This window comes from Rhizobium sp. BR 362 (genome assembly GCF_036528765.1).
GTDB lineage: Bacteria > Pseudomonadota > Alphaproteobacteria > Rhizobiales > Rhizobiaceae > Rhizobium.
In genome coordinates, this window is sequence record NZ_JARWGH010000060.1 from 1 (window position 1) to 15,895 (window position 15,895).

Below are 15,895 nucleotides of genomic sequence, written 5' to 3' on the forward strand. Positions count from 1 at the left end.
CCTGTCGCGCCTGTGGCGTCGACCCTCTCACCTGGCTGCGCCAGGTGCTCACTGAGTTGCCGCAGCGCGACGAAACCGCGGACATTGGAGACCTGCTACCGTTCAACTTCTCCAAAAACTCTGCGGCCTAACAGAGCCGGATATCGCTACCAACCAACGCGAGGGCCGTTCAGGGATGCCGACCCGTCAATGTGCATGGAAAATCGCGCTTACGAAGCTACGGCGCTTACCCATGGAGCCGATGCCGCCAAGCAGGCGGAGACCACGGCAAAACAAACGTTCGGGCAGGGGGAAGCAGCTGAAGGCCTGCCGACGCTTGAGCTGGATAATGTGGAGCGCGTGTGTGGAGTAGCTCTTGTGGAGTTACTTGTGCGCACCGGACTGGCCGTCTCCAAGGGGGAGGCGCGAAGGGCGATCTCCGGGCGCGGCATTAGAATCAACGGCGATATTATTGAAGACCTCGATTTGGTGATATCAGCACAGGGACTGCCGACCAGGCTTTCTTTGGGCCGCAAACGCCATGTGGTCGTGAAGTGAGGCAGATACGCCGGGACGGAACCAAGAATCCCGGCGTATGGCTGTCTGCATTGCCTTCTTGGCTGCAGTCTGGCCCGCACTCAAAGTCATATACGGGGACGACTGAGGATGCAGCGCAGCCAAATATCTGCGCTGTTGCGCTGTCAGTCGCTGACAGCCCATCTATTGCCGAAATGTCTCGACAAGAAGCGCAGCCTCTTGCAGGTACGGCCTGCAAGAAAAGTCAGGACCGGTTATGAGAGCGTCCGTTTACGAGGGACGAGCCCCCTCTCACGAGCCGGTCCTGATCACGGTGCTGTGCACGTGACCGTCAATCACGTCGCCAGAACGGATTGTCCGCCGTTACGGCCGCCGTTATGATGCAGCTATTTTAGTGTTTCGCGTTGCCCAGTTTTTGAGACGCAGGCCATTGAGTTTGATGAAGCCTTCGGCGTCATGGTGATCGTAAGTACCGGAGCCTTCCTCGAAGGTGACGAGGTCAGCCGCATACAGCGAGACAGGCGAGGAGCGGACAATCACACTGGCAGAGCCCTTGTAGAGCCTTAGGGTCACTTCGCCGCTGACATGGATTTGGCTCTGGTCGATCAGCGCCTGCAGCATCTCCCGCTCGGGCGAGAACCAAAATCCGTTATAAATCAGCTCAGCGTAGCGGGGATCTCATCCTTCAAATGCGCCGCAGCGCGATCCAATGTAATGGATTCGATCCCGCGATGAGCGGCGAGCAAGATCGTTCCGCCTGGGGTTTCGTAGACTCCACGCGACTTCATCCCGACGAACCGGTTCTCGACCAGATCGAGTCTCCCGACCCCATGCTTGCCCCCCAGGTCATTGAGTTTCTTCAGGAGGACGGCAGGCGGCATGGCTTCGCCGTTCAGGGAACTTGCGTCACCCCTTTCAAAGCCGATGACGACGATTTCCGGCTCGTCGGGCGCATGCAAAGGATCGACCGTACGCTGATAGATGTGAGCGGGTGCGATCTCGCCTGGGTCTTCCAAAACCTTGCCCTCCGTGGATGTGTGCAAGAGGTTTGCGTCTGTCGAAAACGGAGCTTCGCCGCGTTTGTCCTTTGGAACCGGAATCTGATGTTTCTCGGCATATTCGATAAGCTCAGTACGAGATTGGAAACTCCAAAGACGCCAGGGCGCGATGATCTTGATCGACGGATCGAGCGCGTTCGCAGCCAACTCGAAGCGCACCTGGTCGTTGCCCTTGCCGGTAGAACCATGGGCGATGGCATCAGCACCCACCTCCCTTGCGATATTGACGAGATGCTTAGTGATCAGCGGTCGAGCAATGGAGGAACCAAGGAGGTATTGCCCTTCATACAGCGTGTTTGCCCGGAACATCGGGAAAACGAAATCGCGAACAAATTCGTCGCGGACATCCTTGATCCGAATATCTTTCACGCCCAGTTGCTCTGCTTTCTTGCGAGCGGGCTCAAGCTCCTCGCCTTGGCCAAGGTCGGCGGAAAAGGTCACGACCTCGCAGCCGTAGGTTTCCTGCAGCCACTTTAGGATGATGGAAGTGTCCAGGCCTCCTGAATGGGCGAGTACGACTTTTTTGAGCTTTTCCGACATCTGCTTTCGTCTCCACGTTGACGTTGAAACGATAGGTCAACCTGTGCGCAATGAGCTGGCAAAGAGTTCAAATATACGAGAGAATTTGGCAGATTATGCTAGAGTTGGCCGAAACTGGAGCTATATTGTGTCAATGCCTCTGGACGAGATTGATCGTCGTATTCTGAAGGTCCTTCAGCGAGATGGGCGCATTTCCAATGTCGATCTGGCGAAGGAAGTGGGGCTATCGCCTTCACCCTGTCTTCGCCGTGTGCGGTTGCTAGAGGACGCCGGTATCATTGATCGCTACGTTGCCGTCCTGGATCCGGCAAAGGTGGGCGCGGGCCTCACCGTTTTTGCTCGCGTCTGGTTCAAGACACAGGATGCACAAGTCACCCTGCAGTTTGCCGAAGCTGTCAGACGGTTCCCAGAAGTGATGGAATGTTATCTGACGACGGGAGAGTGTGACGCAGTCCTGCGGATCGTCACGGCGGACCTTCATAGTTATTGGCGCTTTCAGGCTGACCACCTGACGCGCATCCCGAGCGTCTTGAACGTCAAGACCGACGTGCCGATGGAAACGCTGAAACGAAGTTTCGAGTTACCCTTGGCGTGTTAACCCGTGAAGTCGCAGTCGCGACGTCGATGAGGACAGGCCAGATCGGCAAGGCAATTGATGTTTGGAGGGCCATATGAACGTATTCGAAACGGCGATGCAGGCGACCAGCACGGTTCTGGCAAGCCGCTTTCCTGGCTATTCATTTGCGTTTGCCTCCGGGTCGATCATACGCGGCGAGGGGACCAAAGGCTCCGACATCGATCTCGTCGTGGTCTTTGATCGGCTCGAAACCGCATGGCGCGAAACCTTTATCGAAGGCGACTTTCCGTTCGAAGCGTTCGTTCAGGATCCGGAGACGCTGAGCTGGTTTTTTGAGAGCGATATTGGCCGAGGCTATCCCGTCATCATTCATATGGTCGCCACTGGCCAAATATTAGGGCCAGATCCCGGCAAGGGTCAGATCTGGAAGGAATATGCGGCCAGTGTTCTTCGCGCCGGTCCACCAGAGTTGACGGGCGAGAAGCTGAACACTTTGAAGTATCAAATCACCGATCTTCTCGATGATCTCAATGGGGAGAGAGCGGGATCGGAGGTACGAGCCATTGCCGCCCAACTCTATCAGCCCTTGGCCGATCTCATTTTGCTGGGGCGAGGGACATGGTCGGGGAAGGGGAAGTGGATTCCACGATTGCTCCGAGATTTGGAACAAGGCTTGGCCGATAGGTTCGATGACGCCTTTCGGCAGGCCGCTCTTGGGAATGTCGAGGACCTTCGCATTTTGACGCTCGCGGAACTGAACAAACATGGCGGCCCGTTCTTCGCGGGCGATAAGCGCATGGCATCGGAGCAAGCAAGACGGCCGAGTCTTGTGGACATGGCCGCGTTGTAAGCGAACTTGACCAGGTTTCTTGATCGACATGGGTAAATTTCATTCCACATTTTCCTCGGTTGGAAACAAAGAGGATTTCTCCCCTGAAGCCTGGAGGGGCTATTTCGACCCTGCGTGTTCTGCACAATGGGCAGAAGATCTAGGTGGCTCTATTCAATTTCTGGATGAAAGTGGAGATCGATACTCTCTTATTATGAATTATAGGAGGGGAGAAGGAATTTCGATGTCATATGATCGCTATAACAGCGGTGATTTCGGTCGAAACTTCTCAATGATCTCCCAGTCTGGTGCGATAAGCAAAGAAGGATTTGATATTTCGAGTAATGGAGCTACCGTTCCCAAAAATAATTATCTCTCCTGGGATATTGCGCGAGCCGTGGTTGAAGATTTTCTTCGCAATCCTGAGAAGAGACCTAATTCTGTCGCTTGGGTTGGCGCGGAAAATTTGGACTGGCCAGAGGGTTGATGAGCTAGGACGTGACCCATAAAGCTCCGCAAGCCGCTTACTTGATAAACTCCAACACCGTAGTCGCGCCGCTCTGCAGGTCTACGTCAACGCGATAACAGCCCCAAGTATTGGCAATAAGGTCTTTGCCGTCCCACGATATCTCGGTGAAGCAGTCCGGCACGCTTTTAATCGGAGGGTCAGCTTTCCAAAGAATGTTGCCCTCTAAGTCTAGCCTTACCAGGTTGTAGCTATCCCCCATATCGCTCCAGTCATAGAGCACGATGCTCCCCGCGTTTTTCGGAAGATCAACACGGTTCAGTACTCGGCCTGACATAAGTGCCTCATCGTTGCCTAGCGTTCCGGCGATACTGTGCAATCGGACATCTGCTTCTACCTTGAACACTTGGCAGGTCTGCGATGTTAATCAGCCTGGTATCCACGTCACCTCCCGTTGACTTGGCGCTGAATGGTTCGGACTGGCATCTCCTCGCGTCAGCCCAGCTTAGTGCGAAACTGACTTGGCTCGGCGCTTCCATGGAAACATTAGGCAGATTCTCCTGCCGATCAGTCGCTGCCAAAAAACAATAGTCTGGCCCTGTCACCACCGCGTGGCGGCGACAGGGCGAGCCGCTGGCACACGGATGGCGATAGGTGCCAGTGGCATGGGCGAAACCCCATAGCATACAAATTCCACGAGAGAAATTGCGCCCTCGCGTCACACGGCGGAACCGTAAAAGCGTTGTCAAACTCAAACCAGCTGCGGTGAGGTGGCGACGTTCACCTACTTGGTCATCATCGTCCGAAGAAGGGCAGCCACCAGCCTGTCGCATTTTCATCCGTTCCGACGATGACGCGAAGATAATTTGACTAGAGTATTGGGGAAATGCCGGATCGCCTTGCCTCAACGTCCGTCTTCCAAATCCTCTTTGGTAAAGACTGCATGGACGGGGAGTTGTGAAACTCCTTGGATCTGGGGCTTGCCGTCACCGCGCCAAATGGCGCAGACGACGGCAAGGACATTTGCCTGCTCAGCGACTGCCAAATGGAAGGCATCTTTCACTGCCCCGCCTGTCGTAATCACGTCCTCGATGAATGTAATGCGGCGATCAGTAACATCCTGTCCCTCGATAGCGCGGCAAGTCCCATAGGTCTTCGCCTGCTTGCGAACAAATGCGGCCGGAAGGCCCATCTCCAGTGAAATTGCGGTGACAAGCGGGATACCACCCAATTCCAAGCCCGCAAGGATCTCAGTTTCCGGTGGAACGAGTTCGGCCATTGCGCGAGCCATAGGCTTCAATAGCGAGGGGATTCCTTCAAACCGATACTTGTCAAAGTAACGCTCGGAAGTCTGCCCCGAGCGAAGCAAAAATTCTCCGCGCAGCGTCGCGGCTTCGGCGATCTGACGGGCGAGTTGCTGTTTAGAATACGTCATTCCATCACGCACCGTAAAACTCGTAGTTGCGATACCGGGTTGCCAGAGACGAGTTCCGCGAGCGGCCAGCGAGCAGGAGGAAGCAGCAACTTCTTGGGCCTACCCTTACGCTTCGCCGAAGTCTTGTAGCTGTCGAAAGTAGCGGTCGGCAATCCCACAGAGGAAGCGCCGTGTCTGAGACCCCAAGACCTAGCCCATAAGGGCAACTGTCCCGACATCTATAAGTAGAGTATCGTCAATGGCATTCTATCATTGGGGGGCTGTATGATGAAGATCACGATCACGACAGCAATCGCGCTTGCCGTTTTGGTTTCACCTGTTCTTGCGAAGAACTCAGGTAAGTTGCCGGAGAACGCGAAACCTTTGACATCGGAGGAGGTCAAGCAGCTTTATGTCGGAAAAACGCTGAAATACAAAGATAACGGCAACATCTATTATACATTTACGCCGGACGGCAAACTGCTGGGGCTCGCTGATAAGACCAACGGCACACATCACACCGCCGATGGGACTTGGACGGTAAACGATAACGTCTTTTGTTTCCAATCTGACTGGAAAGATCAAACCGGCAAAAGCGTCTTCAAATATTCTCCATGCCAGGCCTGGTTCCGGGCTGGCAAAACGTTGTGGACGAAAAACGTCTCTGGTGTAGATGACCAATACGCTGGCGACATCTACACTGGCGAAGCCAAAAACATTTCCAAGGGTGATCAGGTCTCGAAGCGCCTCGTGGGGTTGAAAGCCCAATGAGCCAGTTCCCATTGTCGCCAGCGACTGTAATTTTCAGTTGCATTTGCGATCTGTTGGAGTGTTGCCGCGCCGAGGCTGATGCAGAACAGAGATTCCATTTGACTTGCCGATGAGCGCTGGGGCGACAACTCGCACAGGCGCGAGATAATGCCCGCCGCCCCCGTTTGAAGAGGTTCAAGAAAACAAGGGCGGGCCAAGCGATATTGCTGACGAGGGTAGGGAGTCTCCACAAGAGGTCGTTAGGCCAATACTGGTCATAACACCAGGCTGAGACCAATTACAATTTCATACTAAGGGGAAGGAAAAAGCCTCAGAGCGCACAGGAAATTATTAAGCCATCCCCATGGCCGTGCGGAGTGCTCCGTACCGGCAACATTCATTTATTGATCATCTCATTTATCTGCGCTGCTGTGTAATGGAGGGATGCGATAGACAACCGAGCGATATTTCGAGTTCGTGCGCGTTTCCGCAATCTGGCCACCATATGCTTCGGCAATCCGTCGACTGGCAATGTTATCCTCGGCGACCGGATATTCGAAATATTCAACGGCGACATTTTGGCTTGCCCATGCAGCTACAGCCCCAACCACTTCGCTGCCAAACCCCATTCCATGGACGTCGTATCGAAGCCAAATGCCAAGTTCTGGGGTGCCAGACTGGACAGCGTGTAGGCCGACAAGCCCAAGGCAGCGGCCGTCTCTTTTCTCGCGTATGACAAGGTGGAAGTCGGACGAGCTCTCGATTGCGGGTAGCCATGTTCGCCAGACGTCAGCGAAGTCTGCCAGTGAGGCCGGAGGATCCCATGCCATGAACCGCGTCACCTTCGGCGAAATGCAAGAGAAAACCTCGACGGCGTCCTTCGGCATAAAAAGCCTGATGACAGTTCGGGTTGATGAGATTTCAATGTCCACCATCTGCGCCTCAGCGATCCCGCATAAGTCCACCACCCGCTTTAGCAGACATCGCCATCCCGATCCTGCCACAGATGCAATTTTAACGACAAATGATGGGCCGCGTTAACAGCCAATTGGTATTCAGCGCACAAACGCCAAGGGCAGCTTGCATCTAGATCGCGTTCCAGCACGATCTCTATCGCAAATACCTCTGATCGGAATTGTCGCGAAATAGGAATGCGAAATGAAATTTACGAAAGGGCTTTTGATCATTGCCGTCCTCCCGTTATTCCTTTCCGGTTGTGGTGGAGCGGTCAAAGGTCTGCAGGCTGGTGTTGCAAAGCTAGGGGAGGGCATCCGAATAGCCACTGCGGCCCCTTATAACAAAGTCGGGAACGAATGGCGCGGCAAACCAATCTCGAAATTCCAGGAAAAGTTTGGGGCACCGACGAACCGCAGCAACGCTGGCGAAGCCACAGCGCTAACCTGGCAGCGATCTCGGGTAGTGCGGATACCCGCCAGGACATATATCGAGCAGACGGTGACCTTGAACATGGTAATCACGAAGCACCGCTACGTTCCGGAGCATGATGACGACGTATCCTGCACCCTTGCGCTCACTGCAAAGGACGGAGCTATTGCTCAAGTGAAGACGCTGGATGATGTGCCGGTACCCGTTGGCGTAGATGGGTTGTTTCCGGCAAGCACCTCGGCGTGTCAGATTGTCTTTGGATCATGAGCTGCGACTGGCGCAAGCGATTCCAGTGAAGCGCTGGTCGTTTAGTTTTGATGTCGTGGGCACATTGCACATATCCCGGTGCTTGCATGCGCCAGAACACAAACTACGGTGCGTTAGCGAGGGCAATTCACGGAGACACAGTGATGGATGCGAAATCCTGGCGTATCATCTTTGGAGCGGCCGCATACGCAATCAGCACGTTGAGCGCTGGCGGTTTTGCTCTCGCGGAGGTCCAGGCGCTGTCGCCCCCGCGTTTGATGGAGGTTTGCAGTTCCGAAACTGTCGCAGAGGCGACTGCAAAGGGCAACCAACTTGGTTGGGACGCGATACCTGCGACAGACCCGGACACGGTTAAATGGCGACAGAGCTTCATGTCGTACAACGGCGGTACGGTCGATGTCGTTGGTTGGCGAAAAACCTCAACTGAAAACGAAGAGTTAATCTCGTTTTGGGTAGCGCAGGATCCGAATGCTCACACAGCATGTGCCTATACGGTCAAAGTCGCTGGCGGACTCCTGGACGCCTTGATCGAACTTCTCGGCCGCCCGTCGAATCTGGACAAAAATGAAGTGGCAACAACTGCTCTGTGGAAACGGGGTTCACAAGAGATTTCGTTCGCGCAAGTCGGTTCGGGCGCAGAGGTGGTCATTTCCCCCTGAGACGCCAGGCCTATCGTGTCCAAACGTTGCCTCCCGCTTGTGTCATCGAGAATGTTCCTTGTTATTCGTCCCCGGTTTCGGGCATCTCGGCGACATCGATGCCGTGGGTGTCGAACCACCATTCGGGACTCATGTCAGGAAATCTGCCGCGAAGACGCAAATATTGGATCGCAACCGTTCCTGACGCTCGACCTCCAGCTCGAAATAAGGATGGTCCAGCGTTCCACCGATCACATGGATGCGGCGGAGGAGCTTTCGCAGTACATAGCCTTGCTCCTTATTCCCGGGTTTGTAGCCGCTCTCGACGATCTTCATGACCGTTCCGCGCAACGTGGCGAGTGCATCGTCCGGCGGCGTGCCGTTCAAGATCATGTCGAGGCGTTCGGCCCCGAAGCCGACGTCGATACAGGTCCCGAGCGGATTGACGATGTTTCCGATCTCGATGCCGTTCTTGTAGAACTCGGTGCAGTAGCCACGGACGTTGCCGTCGCTCCACGTGCATTCGTCATCTGGAACGATGGGAATGCGACCACCATAGAGCGGTGTCCATTCCTCCAATCGGTCCGGATGGATCGTGACATGGTCGGGTACGAGGCCGAGAGTACCAAGAAACTCGATCCAGAAATTGCTGGCGTCGCCGACGGTCATCTCTCGAAACGAGAAAAGCCCAAGCATCGTGAAGTGGAGGAAATGGGTCCCGTCCCCGATTTCGTCAAGGTCGCCCATTCTCAGGCAAGCCTGAGAGTTCGCAACGGTTCCAATGTGGAAGGGATCGGAGAAGAAGGGTTTGTACTGCTGCATTCCGGCGCTGCAGAAGAGCGTGGTGTTGTCGTGCGGCCGTACGGATTCAATGCGTGTAAAGTCGATGCCTTTGGAAAGGCAGAAGTCTCGGTATTGCTGGATCAGGCGTCCCGCGATGACATAGGCAACCTCCTTTGCTGTTTCTGTGCCTGCCGAGAATATAGTGGCGACTTATGCGAACGGCAATCTGCTTTGTAGCTGGCGTTCAACGCCGCAAGCGCCTCATAAGGCCTCCAACGCCTCCACGCTGCGAATACAAGTTAGGGTTTTGCCCGCTCTTTCTGCTTCCGTACATATGGTTCGGATGCCTGGCATCCATTCTTGATCGACCTCCCACATCGTTCGAAACAGATCGCGGGTCGGCGGCATCGCCAAAAGGCCACCGGGCGAATGTGCCAATTCACCGGAAGCCCAGGTTATTTGCCTCTCTGCGGCAAGCCAAAAGTGCATCCATAGGGGCATGTCGATGAGGATGATTTCCGTCGCGCGATCCACCCGCGAGGGGATTGAATTCCAATGTCCCAGGCCATCGATTACCCAAGCATCACCCGATACGATTTCCTCATGTTTCCGCGCATAGGTGTCCAGCGGGGCAGGGGTCCATCCCTCTAGCCAGAGAAATCTATCGATTTCGAAATGAGGCAGACCTCGGCTCCCACTGATCTTGCGGGCAAGAGTCGACTTTCCGCCTCCGGCATTTCCAAGAATGATGATGCGCGACATGAGGTAAACGTCCCAAAGAAAGAGCACCAGAATTTCTGACGCTTGATTAAATTGACCTGGCCAACTTTGCCTGCCGCTGCGGTAGACAGCCCATAAAAGAAAAAAGGCGGCTCGCTGTCACTCAGAGCGCAACGAATTACCGTGCGTATCATAGACGTCGCAATGATATCGACCGAACGCGTTCCAAAGAACGTTGAAGGCAGGACGCATAGCCTTGGCTACATCAACATCAACGCTATCGATGTAGATTTCAGGCAACGCGATAATGTCTCGTCCGGATGGTTCGGTCTCTTGGAAGCCGCCTCCCGGCGGTTCGTAGCGATAAACAGAGTTGGACGCATTGCACAATGAAAGGAAGACATAAGCGGGCAAACCCATATCATAGTGATCTATTGTGGCCAGGTATTGCTGCACGGTGCTCACCACCAATTGCACAAACGGGGCACCGACAAACCGTGATGATAAACCGTTATCAGTTCGCAGGTCTGCAGCGCCTTCGATGATGCCATTTCGAAAGAACTGGGCGTATGCCTTGTGGCCTACATCATGCGAACCGCCACTCAAATAATTCAGATATCCATCGAGATTCACTGCTTGGCTGGTTGGCATTCCGAGTTCATTTGGTGGAACTGGAACATGAGTTCCGAAACTGAGCTTCGCAATTAGGTCCACCATTGATCCGTCACTGAAGGCTGGAAGAGGGACGACATGGATCACTAGTTTACCCGCAGCATTCATCGCGATGGGCGTTTCACCGGCAGTGATCTTGATCAAACGATCTGCGTGGAAGGATTTGATCTTTGCCGCAATGACAGGTGTTGAATTGAACATGTGGCGCAGTTGGTCAACGTTCGGCTCGTATGTTGTTGTGCCTGCGCGTGCATAGAAACGGGCGCTGTTTTCAAGAATGACTCTATGGGGAGCCAGGTAACTTCGCGGGACGCGGATCGCGATAAGATAGCCACCTTTTGTCAGGGGGATCGATTTAATCTGCAAATTTCGAATGCGAGGTTCCAGCCCATGTACGGCGAGTTGTTCTAAGCGTTGCACATCCTTATCGCAATCGCCAGTCAACGGCACTATGGACTGTGGAAGTCCACCGGACTCGGTGACCCCTATGATCAAATCTCCGCCCAAGCTGTTCGCCATCGACGAGATGTCCTTCAGAAACTCCTTACGGTCCTTTTCCGAGGTCCCGTAATTTTGGCGCTTGTAATCGAGGTGGACGGATTCGCCGACGCCGTAATCGACTAGACGCTGAACCTCTGCTTCCGAGAGTCTACCGAAAGGAACATCTTGTAGCGACATCGGACCTCAATTCCTTTCGTGAAACATTGATCTAGCTTCCAGACATCGTTTCGATGTCAGTGTGGTATGTGCCGAGACCCATTGCGGAGAGGTCAAAGATCGAACGCGATTGCTCGACGAAGCTGTGTCAGATTAACTCAGACAACAACCTCCGCAAGTCCAGACGCCGGATTTGGGTAGGACTATTGCGTTGCGTTAGGAACCACCAAAATTGTATTGGATGGAGCACTTTGTTCATTCCTCTTAAGCCCTCCGTGAACCGCAGCAGCTTTCTTGCCGCCCTTGCCCGAAGGCGCGGCCGAGTTGTCCCGGCTTAGTGTTGAGGCTTCTAAAACTGCGAGGACGAAGTTGCTGAAATCTCTCTCGGTTTTTGCCCAGTAAACGAAATTGCCAATCTTTGTTATTTGGTAACAAGTCTGGGGCGGGCATTCCACTGGAAGTGCGCCCGTTGAGCGATATAGCCAAGGATATTTCGGAGGTTTATTGAACAGAATCGGGCCAATGGATTTTTCCCAGGTATTATCTCCTCTGGCGGCATAAGCATATAGGTCTCGCATACCCTCGATTGCTGTCGCTCCGGACGTGACATTGACTGTAAGGATCGCTTGATCTGAAAACTCTCCAAGATCAAATCCGGTTGTATTTGTTATTCCGCTTGGGGCGACCTCATGGGAGAAGCTACCCTTCAGCGCATTGGTGCTTTGCGTCACAGCCGAAGAAAGCAGAGCGAGTGAAGGGATGTCGTAAGGATGATCGTAGGATCGGGCAATCTGTAATCGAATTTGGTCATATTGAACTGACCGTGCGTCATGCTGAACCGTCTGGGCTAAGTTTCCAGACCTGTGACTGACACACGATGTTAGAAGCGCGGTAGACGCGGCCACGCCAATCAAAATGGACTTCAGCATTGTTTTGCCCTCAGATTTTCGACTAGAATGCAATATATGGTTGCAAAGTCCAGTAATCCCTTTGAGCTACCTGGCTTTCCCAAATTTGGGAAATATAACGGCCGGAAGGGACGGCAGAGGAGTTGGACAACGAAGCGGGCTCGGTTTGTTGTTGTCTGCGTGTCCTTCAAACCGATCAACATTTCACTGCCGTGGGGCGAAGACCCATATTATTGCGGCAGTTCGAGTAAGTGTCGCGGCGTTCAACTCAATTGAAACCTTGAATATGTTGCGGTCGCCCATCCCCAGAATGAAGCACTACCTCAGTTAGGCATTGCGCCGGGTCGCGATATTGTTTGGCCCTGTCCAGCATCTTTGAAGCTAGTTCCTTGCAATAGGCAAAACTGTCGAGTTGAGGTAGTTCGGGAGCGGCGGCAGAGTCCCGCCAGGCCGGGTGATAAATGCAGAAGCGATGGCAAGAAATCGTCGAACTCGCGGAGCTTTGGGCTTTTAACGGGCTCTGGGCATTTGTTCGAGACGAATACAAAAGCTTCGATGAAGCCCGTCGGGTTTTCCTGGGCATAGTCGAAGCTCTGTTGGATCAAAAAAAGATAAAACTTTCAAAAGATGGTTCGTTGCTCAAAGCTTCTATCGCTGAGCAGATATCGCTTTTGGAGCAATCTTTGCCAATAGACCGCCGCGCTATGGTGCTTGGGAAGGCGGAGTCTCATTTATCCACGGCACAGGACGATTTTGACAAAATGACCGAGGATACAAAAATCAACGAGGAACCTCTGTGGTTCTTTCGAGACGAATGCCCTGTGGCGGTAGTGTGGATAAGAGACGACGGCTCCGAAGAGTGGACTTGATGCTGTTGCCGCTCAGTAACCTGTCGTTGTTTTTTCTACCCAACCGCGATATTTATTCAACGAGAAATCGCTTTGGACCGACGCGGAGATGGATAGGAAAGCTAAGTGCTAAATAGCCTATTGCGAGCCGTTGATAACAAGGTCCGGGCACATATTTACTATCCAGACGCCATTCAGTGCGGCCCGTCTAGCCATCAAGCAGTGGCATTCAGCCCGATTACGGTGCTCACGGACGATGGCTTTACAATCCGTGGACTTGCCAGCGAAATACCCCTTCAGCCGAAGTGCTGCGTGTTGTTTTTCCATGGCAATGGAGGCTGTGCCGCCACGCGTGCGCACCTGGTCGCGCCTTTTTTCAAGCTCGGCGCTCAGATTATCGTCGCTGACTACCGTGGATACGGCGGCAATCCCGGAGAACCTACCGAAATGGGGTTGATGCAGGATGCGAGAGCGTTTTTGAAGTTTGCTACTGAGCATTCTGAGCTTCCACTGATCATTGTCGGCCATTCGCTTGGCGGCAACATCGCAGTCCAGCTTGTCGCCGAGAAAAGCGACAGCATCGCTGGCCTCATTACTGTGGGAACGGTGGCTTCTGTCGCTGCGCTGGTCCCCGCAGTTATTCGACGCTTTGTATCGGACAAATTCCTGGCAATTGAAAAAGCGAGCGAAATCAAGCTTCCCTGGACGATTGCACACGATGTAGGTGACCCAACGGTCTCGCTGATGAACTCCATCGTCCTGAGCCACGCGAATTTTGCAAACAGGCAGATGAAGCTGATTACGTTAAACAATCGGGCACATGATTTCGCTTCTGATGTTATCGGCAGCATCTTGCTCGATCATATCGCGAGCTTACACATCGCCGCCCCAGGTGGAAATTCGGGTTACGTTGAGGTTCCTTTGACAAAGTCGCCGATGGCGTCGAACTCTGTGGCACGACTTCTCGCGAAACCTGAACCGAGATGAATAATGCAAGTATTAATTCCCCAAGAGGCTTTTCCGGAGATAGGAACGGTCGAAAACCCTGCTGTGTTCTATGACGGGAATGACGCCCTCGTGTGCTATGAGGCATCAATACGTTCGGGAGGCGGCAATGTCGTTGTCAAGTTCGGAAGGATTACCGATTTCCGGATAACCCCCGTCAATATTGAGGGCCTAAGGGAGTGTAGGTACCCGGTCAATCCGTGGGCCTTCAACGAGGTGATCGGCGGCTCGGAGATTACCAGATGGCGCTCCCTCAAACCACGGCTTTGGCTTATTTCTTTCAACGATATCATGATCGAAGTTCTCTTTGAGACAGTCGCGCTTATCGGCCACGATGCTGAGAAGGTGCATCCATACAGAACATTACTAAACGCAATAAGCGGGCTGAAAGGGAGCGGTATGGTCGTTTAATTAGGTTGCGACCTGAGCGAGAGAACGGGGACGAAAGTCGCGTCGCTCCCATGACAATCGTCGGTTCATGCATGTCCGTTGCCCTTGGCGTGACATGCATGGGCGTTAGGCCGAAAGGCTCAGCAAGGCGTCTGGGACGTGCTCTTTGAACCGCTCGCAAAACTTGGGCTGACCGACGATTGACAGCATATGATCGACAGCACGACAGTCCGGTCCCATTCGCAAGCCGCTGGGGCTAAAGGGACCTACAAGGGGCTTTTGGTAGATCACGCGGCGTGAATTTGCTCAAATAACTCGGATGGCTTTCTCTATTGCTCCAAGGGTGGCGTACTGCCGGATGCAGGGTAAGCGCCGTCCCAATACACCCTTTATCTACTTGTCGAGTTCTGGCCAGGTCACCTTCTCCTGAAAGAGCTTGGGACACGTTACGGCGTCGTGAGTGCGGAGATTGTCGCGAGCGACAGTCGGAGGTCGGAGGGCTAACTCGCTCCGATCACTGCAATTACTCAGAGCGCTCGAACTTCGGCAAGCCGCTTCACCGCGTACTCGTCCCTCCAGCAGACGGTGGCTTCCCAGGCGGCAGACGCTTGCGCGGCAATATCATATGCGCCCTCGTCGAGATCAGCAGCGTTTTCGGGCAGCACCAGGTCAAGGTCGGGGACGTCGACATGTGACTCATCCCAGTCGATCAACGCGACGCGATCTGCGGTCATGCGGATGTTGCCAGGGTTGTTCGGGTTGCCGTGGACAACGCAAGTCTGACGTCCGATTAGCCGCGCCCATGCCGCTCTACATCGAGTAACGCCCTCGGACGGCATCGCGGCAAGGTTGACCCTCGTTCCGGTTTCCGCACGCAGGAGGTCGGTCGACGATTTCCAACCGGGGCGTTGTGGCCAGCCGTGCGTCAAACGATGCAGCTCGCGCAGCGTGTCGGCGACGCGACGCCAATCGGACACGGTCTCGGGTGGCCCGCCCTCCAGGTACTTCATCACCACCAGACCATCCGAGAACAGTCGACCGTCTATCGTCGGGATCGGCACTGGACCGGTCATACCTTCGCAGTGGAGGTGCTGAAGTAGGTCAGTTTCCCATGCGAGATCAGCGTCGGGCCTGGATCCAAGTCGACCGACCGCGATCCGCCCGCCGATGCGAATGCTCCACACGTCGTTGGCAACTCCACCAGCGAGTTGTTCGATACGAGCGTAAGCGCGAATTTCGCCACACCTTCTGTAATTGATTGAGCTTTGGCATGAGGTGTCCACCTAAAAAAGGTGGACACCAAGTGATGGAAGAAGGTCAAAAACTTGCCGTGCGGCTGGTTGGTCGGAATGGACGACGCCGTTTCGATCAAGGATCGAAGGACCGCCTTGTTGCGGCCTGCCTTGAACCGGGCGCATCGGTATCGAAACTTGCGCGCTTACACGGGGTGAACGCGAACCTCGTTTGGAAA

The 15,895-nt window shown here is 54.1% G+C and carries 20 protein-coding genes and 2 pseudogenes; 13 read left to right on the forward strand and 9 right to left on the reverse strand.

Annotation, left to right across the window (positions count from 1 at the left end):
- Both QDY28_RS29910 and QDY28_RS29915 read left to right on the forward strand, forming a co-directional pair.
- Nucleotides 1-131: transposase domain-containing protein (locus QDY28_RS29910; protein ID WP_331384792.1), on the forward strand; the 131-nt coding region annotated here is incomplete at its 5' end.
- A 58-nt stretch (nucleotides 132-189) separates the two neighbouring features.
- On the forward strand, nucleotides 190-537 hold the full coding sequence (locus tag QDY28_RS29915; protein ID WP_331384778.1) for a S4 domain-containing protein: 348 nt from the start codon (nucleotides 190-192) through the stop codon (nucleotides 535-537).
- 354 nt (nucleotides 538-891) lie between these two features.
- On the opposite strand, the pseudogene QDY28_RS29920 reads toward QDY28_RS29915, so the two are convergent.
- Nucleotides 892-2,114: pseudogene (locus QDY28_RS29920) on the reverse strand (argininosuccinate synthase).
- Between the two features lie 133 nt (nucleotides 2,115-2,247).
- On the opposite strand from QDY28_RS29920, the gene QDY28_RS29925 reads away from it, so the two are divergent.
- The 3 genes from QDY28_RS29925 to QDY28_RS29935 all read left to right on the forward strand — a co-directional run bounded on the left by QDY28_RS29925 (nucleotide 2,248) and on the right by QDY28_RS29935 (nucleotide 4,007).
- Nucleotides 2,248-2,712 (forward strand): Lrp/AsnC family transcriptional regulator, encoded by a 465-nt coding sequence (locus tag QDY28_RS29925; RefSeq protein ID WP_331384793.1) that lies wholly within the window; start codon nucleotides 2,248-2,250, stop codon nucleotides 2,710-2,712.
- 73 nt (nucleotides 2,713-2,785) lie between these two features.
- Nucleotides 2,786-3,541 (forward strand): nucleotidyltransferase domain-containing protein, encoded by a 756-nt coding sequence (locus QDY28_RS29930; RefSeq protein ID WP_331384779.1) that lies wholly within the window; start codon nucleotides 2,786-2,788, stop codon nucleotides 3,539-3,541.
- A 28-nt stretch (nucleotides 3,542-3,569) separates the two neighbouring features.
- Nucleotides 3,570-4,007, forward strand: a complete 438-nt coding sequence (locus tag QDY28_RS29935; protein ID WP_331384780.1) for an Imm1 family immunity protein — start codon at nucleotides 3,570-3,572, stop codon at nucleotides 4,005-4,007.
- Nucleotides 4,008-4,044: 37 nt separating this feature from the next.
- Here the strand turns inward: QDY28_RS29935 and QDY28_RS29940 are convergent, their stop codons facing one another.
- Together QDY28_RS29940 and pyrE are read right to left on the reverse strand one after the other, a co-directional pair.
- Nucleotides 4,045-4,392, reverse strand: a complete 348-nt coding sequence (locus tag QDY28_RS29940) for a hypothetical protein (RefSeq protein WP_331384781.1) — start codon at nucleotides 4,390-4,392, stop codon at nucleotides 4,045-4,047.
- 498 nt (nucleotides 4,393-4,890) lie between these two features.
- Nucleotides 4,891-5,421, reverse strand: coding sequence for an orotate phosphoribosyltransferase (gene pyrE / locus QDY28_RS29945; RefSeq protein WP_331384782.1), 531 nt, complete (start codon nucleotides 5,419-5,421; stop codon nucleotides 4,891-4,893).
- A gap of 264 nt (nucleotides 5,422-5,685) precedes the next feature.
- Here pyrE and QDY28_RS29950 point away from each other — a divergent pair, with 264 nt between their 5' ends.
- Nucleotides 5,686-6,171, forward strand: a complete 486-nt coding sequence (locus QDY28_RS29950) for a DUF995 domain-containing protein (RefSeq protein WP_331384783.1) — start codon at nucleotides 5,686-5,688, stop codon at nucleotides 6,169-6,171.
- A 392-nt stretch (nucleotides 6,172-6,563) separates the two neighbouring features.
- Here the strand turns inward: QDY28_RS29950 and QDY28_RS29955 are convergent, their stop codons facing one another.
- Complete coding sequence (locus tag QDY28_RS29955) at nucleotides 6,564-7,037, reverse strand: GNAT family N-acetyltransferase (protein WP_331384794.1); 474 nt, start codon at nucleotides 7,035-7,037, stop codon at nucleotides 6,564-6,566.
- On the opposite strand from QDY28_RS29955, the gene QDY28_RS29960 reads away from it, so the two are divergent.
- The 3 genes from QDY28_RS29960 (at nucleotide 6,979) to QDY28_RS29970 (ending at nucleotide 8,462) form a co-directional block, all read left to right on the forward strand.
- Nucleotides 6,979-7,191, forward strand: a complete 213-nt coding sequence (locus QDY28_RS29960) for a hypothetical protein (RefSeq protein ID WP_331384796.1) — start codon at nucleotides 6,979-6,981, stop codon at nucleotides 7,189-7,191. The two genes, QDY28_RS29955 and QDY28_RS29960, sit on opposite strands and share 59 nt — an antisense overlap.
- 117 nt (nucleotides 7,192-7,308) lie before the next feature.
- Nucleotides 7,309-7,803, forward strand: a complete 495-nt coding sequence (locus tag QDY28_RS29965; protein ID WP_331384784.1) for a hypothetical protein — start codon at nucleotides 7,309-7,311, stop codon at nucleotides 7,801-7,803.
- A 143-nt stretch (nucleotides 7,804-7,946) separates the two neighbouring features.
- Nucleotides 7,947-8,462 (forward strand): hypothetical protein, encoded by a 516-nt coding sequence (locus QDY28_RS29970; protein ID WP_331384785.1) that lies wholly within the window; start codon nucleotides 7,947-7,949, stop codon nucleotides 8,460-8,462.
- Nucleotides 8,463-8,523: 61 nt separating this feature from the next.
- Here the strand turns inward: QDY28_RS29970 and QDY28_RS29975 are convergent.
- From QDY28_RS29975 to QDY28_RS29990, 4 genes and pseudogenes are all read right to left on the reverse strand, one after another.
- Nucleotides 8,524-9,425: pseudogene (locus tag QDY28_RS29975) on the reverse strand (alanine--tRNA ligase-related protein).
- 60 nt (nucleotides 9,426-9,485) lie between these two features.
- Entirely contained in the window at nucleotides 9,486-9,986 is a 501-nt protein-coding gene (locus QDY28_RS29980; protein WP_331384786.1) for an adenylate kinase, read from the reverse strand.
- A 117-nt stretch (nucleotides 9,987-10,103) separates the two neighbouring features.
- Nucleotides 10,104-11,294 (reverse strand): AlbA family DNA-binding domain-containing protein, encoded by a 1,191-nt coding sequence (locus QDY28_RS29985; RefSeq protein ID WP_331384787.1) that lies wholly within the window; start codon nucleotides 11,292-11,294, stop codon nucleotides 10,104-10,106.
- Between the two features lie 182 nt (nucleotides 11,295-11,476).
- Nucleotides 11,477-12,202, reverse strand: a complete 726-nt coding sequence (locus tag QDY28_RS29990) for a hypothetical protein (RefSeq protein ID WP_331384788.1) — start codon at nucleotides 12,200-12,202, stop codon at nucleotides 11,477-11,479.
- Between the two features lie 440 nt (nucleotides 12,203-12,642).
- Here QDY28_RS29990 and QDY28_RS29995 point away from each other — a divergent pair, with 440 nt between their 5' ends.
- The 3 genes from QDY28_RS29995 (at nucleotide 12,643) to QDY28_RS30005 (ending at nucleotide 14,445) form a co-directional block, all read left to right on the forward strand.
- Nucleotides 12,643-13,050, forward strand: coding sequence for a DUF596 domain-containing protein (locus tag QDY28_RS29995; RefSeq protein ID WP_331384789.1), 408 nt, complete (start codon nucleotides 12,643-12,645; stop codon nucleotides 13,048-13,050).
- A 105-nt stretch (nucleotides 13,051-13,155) separates the two neighbouring features.
- Nucleotides 13,156-14,016 carry an alpha/beta hydrolase gene (locus QDY28_RS30000; RefSeq protein WP_331384790.1) on the forward strand — a complete coding sequence of 287 codons (861 nt, stop codon included), beginning with the start codon at nucleotides 13,156-13,158 and terminating at the stop codon, nucleotides 14,014-14,016.
- A 3-nt stretch (nucleotides 14,017-14,019) separates the two neighbouring features.
- Nucleotides 14,020-14,445 carry a hypothetical protein gene (locus QDY28_RS30005; RefSeq protein WP_331384791.1) on the forward strand — a complete coding sequence of 142 codons (426 nt, stop codon included), beginning with the start codon at nucleotides 14,020-14,022 and terminating at the stop codon, nucleotides 14,443-14,445.
- 506 nt (nucleotides 14,446-14,951) lie between these two features.
- Here QDY28_RS30005 and QDY28_RS30010 read toward each other — a convergent pair.
- The gene (locus QDY28_RS30010; RefSeq protein ID WP_331384795.1) at nucleotides 14,952-15,683 is read right to left on the reverse strand and encodes a phosphotransferase; all 732 of its coding nucleotides are present in this window, start codon (nucleotides 15,681-15,683) and stop codon (nucleotides 14,952-14,954) included.
- A gap of 44 nt (nucleotides 15,684-15,727) precedes the next feature.
- Between QDY28_RS30010 and QDY28_RS30015 the strand changes: the two genes are divergently transcribed.
- On the forward strand, nucleotides 15,728-15,895 hold a 168-nt coding region (locus QDY28_RS30015), incomplete at its 3' end, for a transposase (RefSeq protein ID WP_331380071.1).

Excerpts from the sequence above, each read along its gene's own strand:
- pyrE (WP_331384782.1), bottom strand. The coding sequence starts at position 5,421 with ATGACGTATTCTAAACAGCAACTCGCCCGTCAGATCGCCGAAGCCGCG.
- QDY28_RS29970 (WP_331384785.1), top strand. The coding sequence starts at position 7,947 with ATGGATGCGAAATCCTGGCGTATCATCTTTGGAGCGGCCGCATACGCA.
- QDY28_RS29935 (WP_331384780.1), top strand. The coding sequence starts at position 3,570 with ATGGGTAAATTTCATTCCACATTTTCCTCGGTTGGAAACAAAGAGGAT.
- QDY28_RS29995 (WP_331384789.1), top strand. The coding sequence starts at position 12,643 with ATGCAGAAGCGATGGCAAGAAATCGTCGAACTCGCGGAGCTTTGGGCT.
- QDY28_RS29985 (WP_331384787.1), bottom strand. The coding sequence starts at position 11,294 with ATGTCGCTACAAGATGTTCCTTTCGGTAGACTCTCGGAAGCAGAGGTT.
- QDY28_RS29990 (WP_331384788.1), bottom strand. The coding sequence starts at position 12,202 with ATGCTGAAGTCCATTTTGATTGGCGTGGCCGCGTCTACCGCGCTTCTA.
- QDY28_RS29915 (WP_331384778.1), top strand. The coding sequence starts at position 190 with ATGTGCATGGAAAATCGCGCTTACGAAGCTACGGCGCTTACCCATGGA.
- QDY28_RS29980 (WP_331384786.1), bottom strand. The coding sequence starts at position 9,986 with ATGTCGCGCATCATCATTCTTGGAAATGCCGGAGGCGGAAAGTCGACT.
- QDY28_RS29965 (WP_331384784.1), top strand. The coding sequence starts at position 7,309 with ATGAAATTTACGAAAGGGCTTTTGATCATTGCCGTCCTCCCGTTATTC.
- QDY28_RS29960 (WP_331384796.1), top strand. The coding sequence starts at position 6,979 with ATGAACCGCGTCACCTTCGGCGAAATGCAAGAGAAAACCTCGACGGCG.
- QDY28_RS30005 (WP_331384791.1), top strand. The coding sequence starts at position 14,020 with ATGCAAGTATTAATTCCCCAAGAGGCTTTTCCGGAGATAGGAACGGTC.
- QDY28_RS29955 (WP_331384794.1), bottom strand. The coding sequence starts at position 7,037 with ATGCCGAAGGACGCCGTCGAGGTTTTCTCTTGCATTTCGCCGAAGGTG.
- QDY28_RS29930 (WP_331384779.1), top strand. The coding sequence starts at position 2,786 with ATGAACGTATTCGAAACGGCGATGCAGGCGACCAGCACGGTTCTGGCA.
- QDY28_RS29950 (WP_331384783.1), top strand. The coding sequence starts at position 5,686 with ATGATGAAGATCACGATCACGACAGCAATCGCGCTTGCCGTTTTGGTT.
- QDY28_RS29925 (WP_331384793.1), top strand. The coding sequence starts at position 2,248 with ATGCCTCTGGACGAGATTGATCGTCGTATTCTGAAGGTCCTTCAGCGA.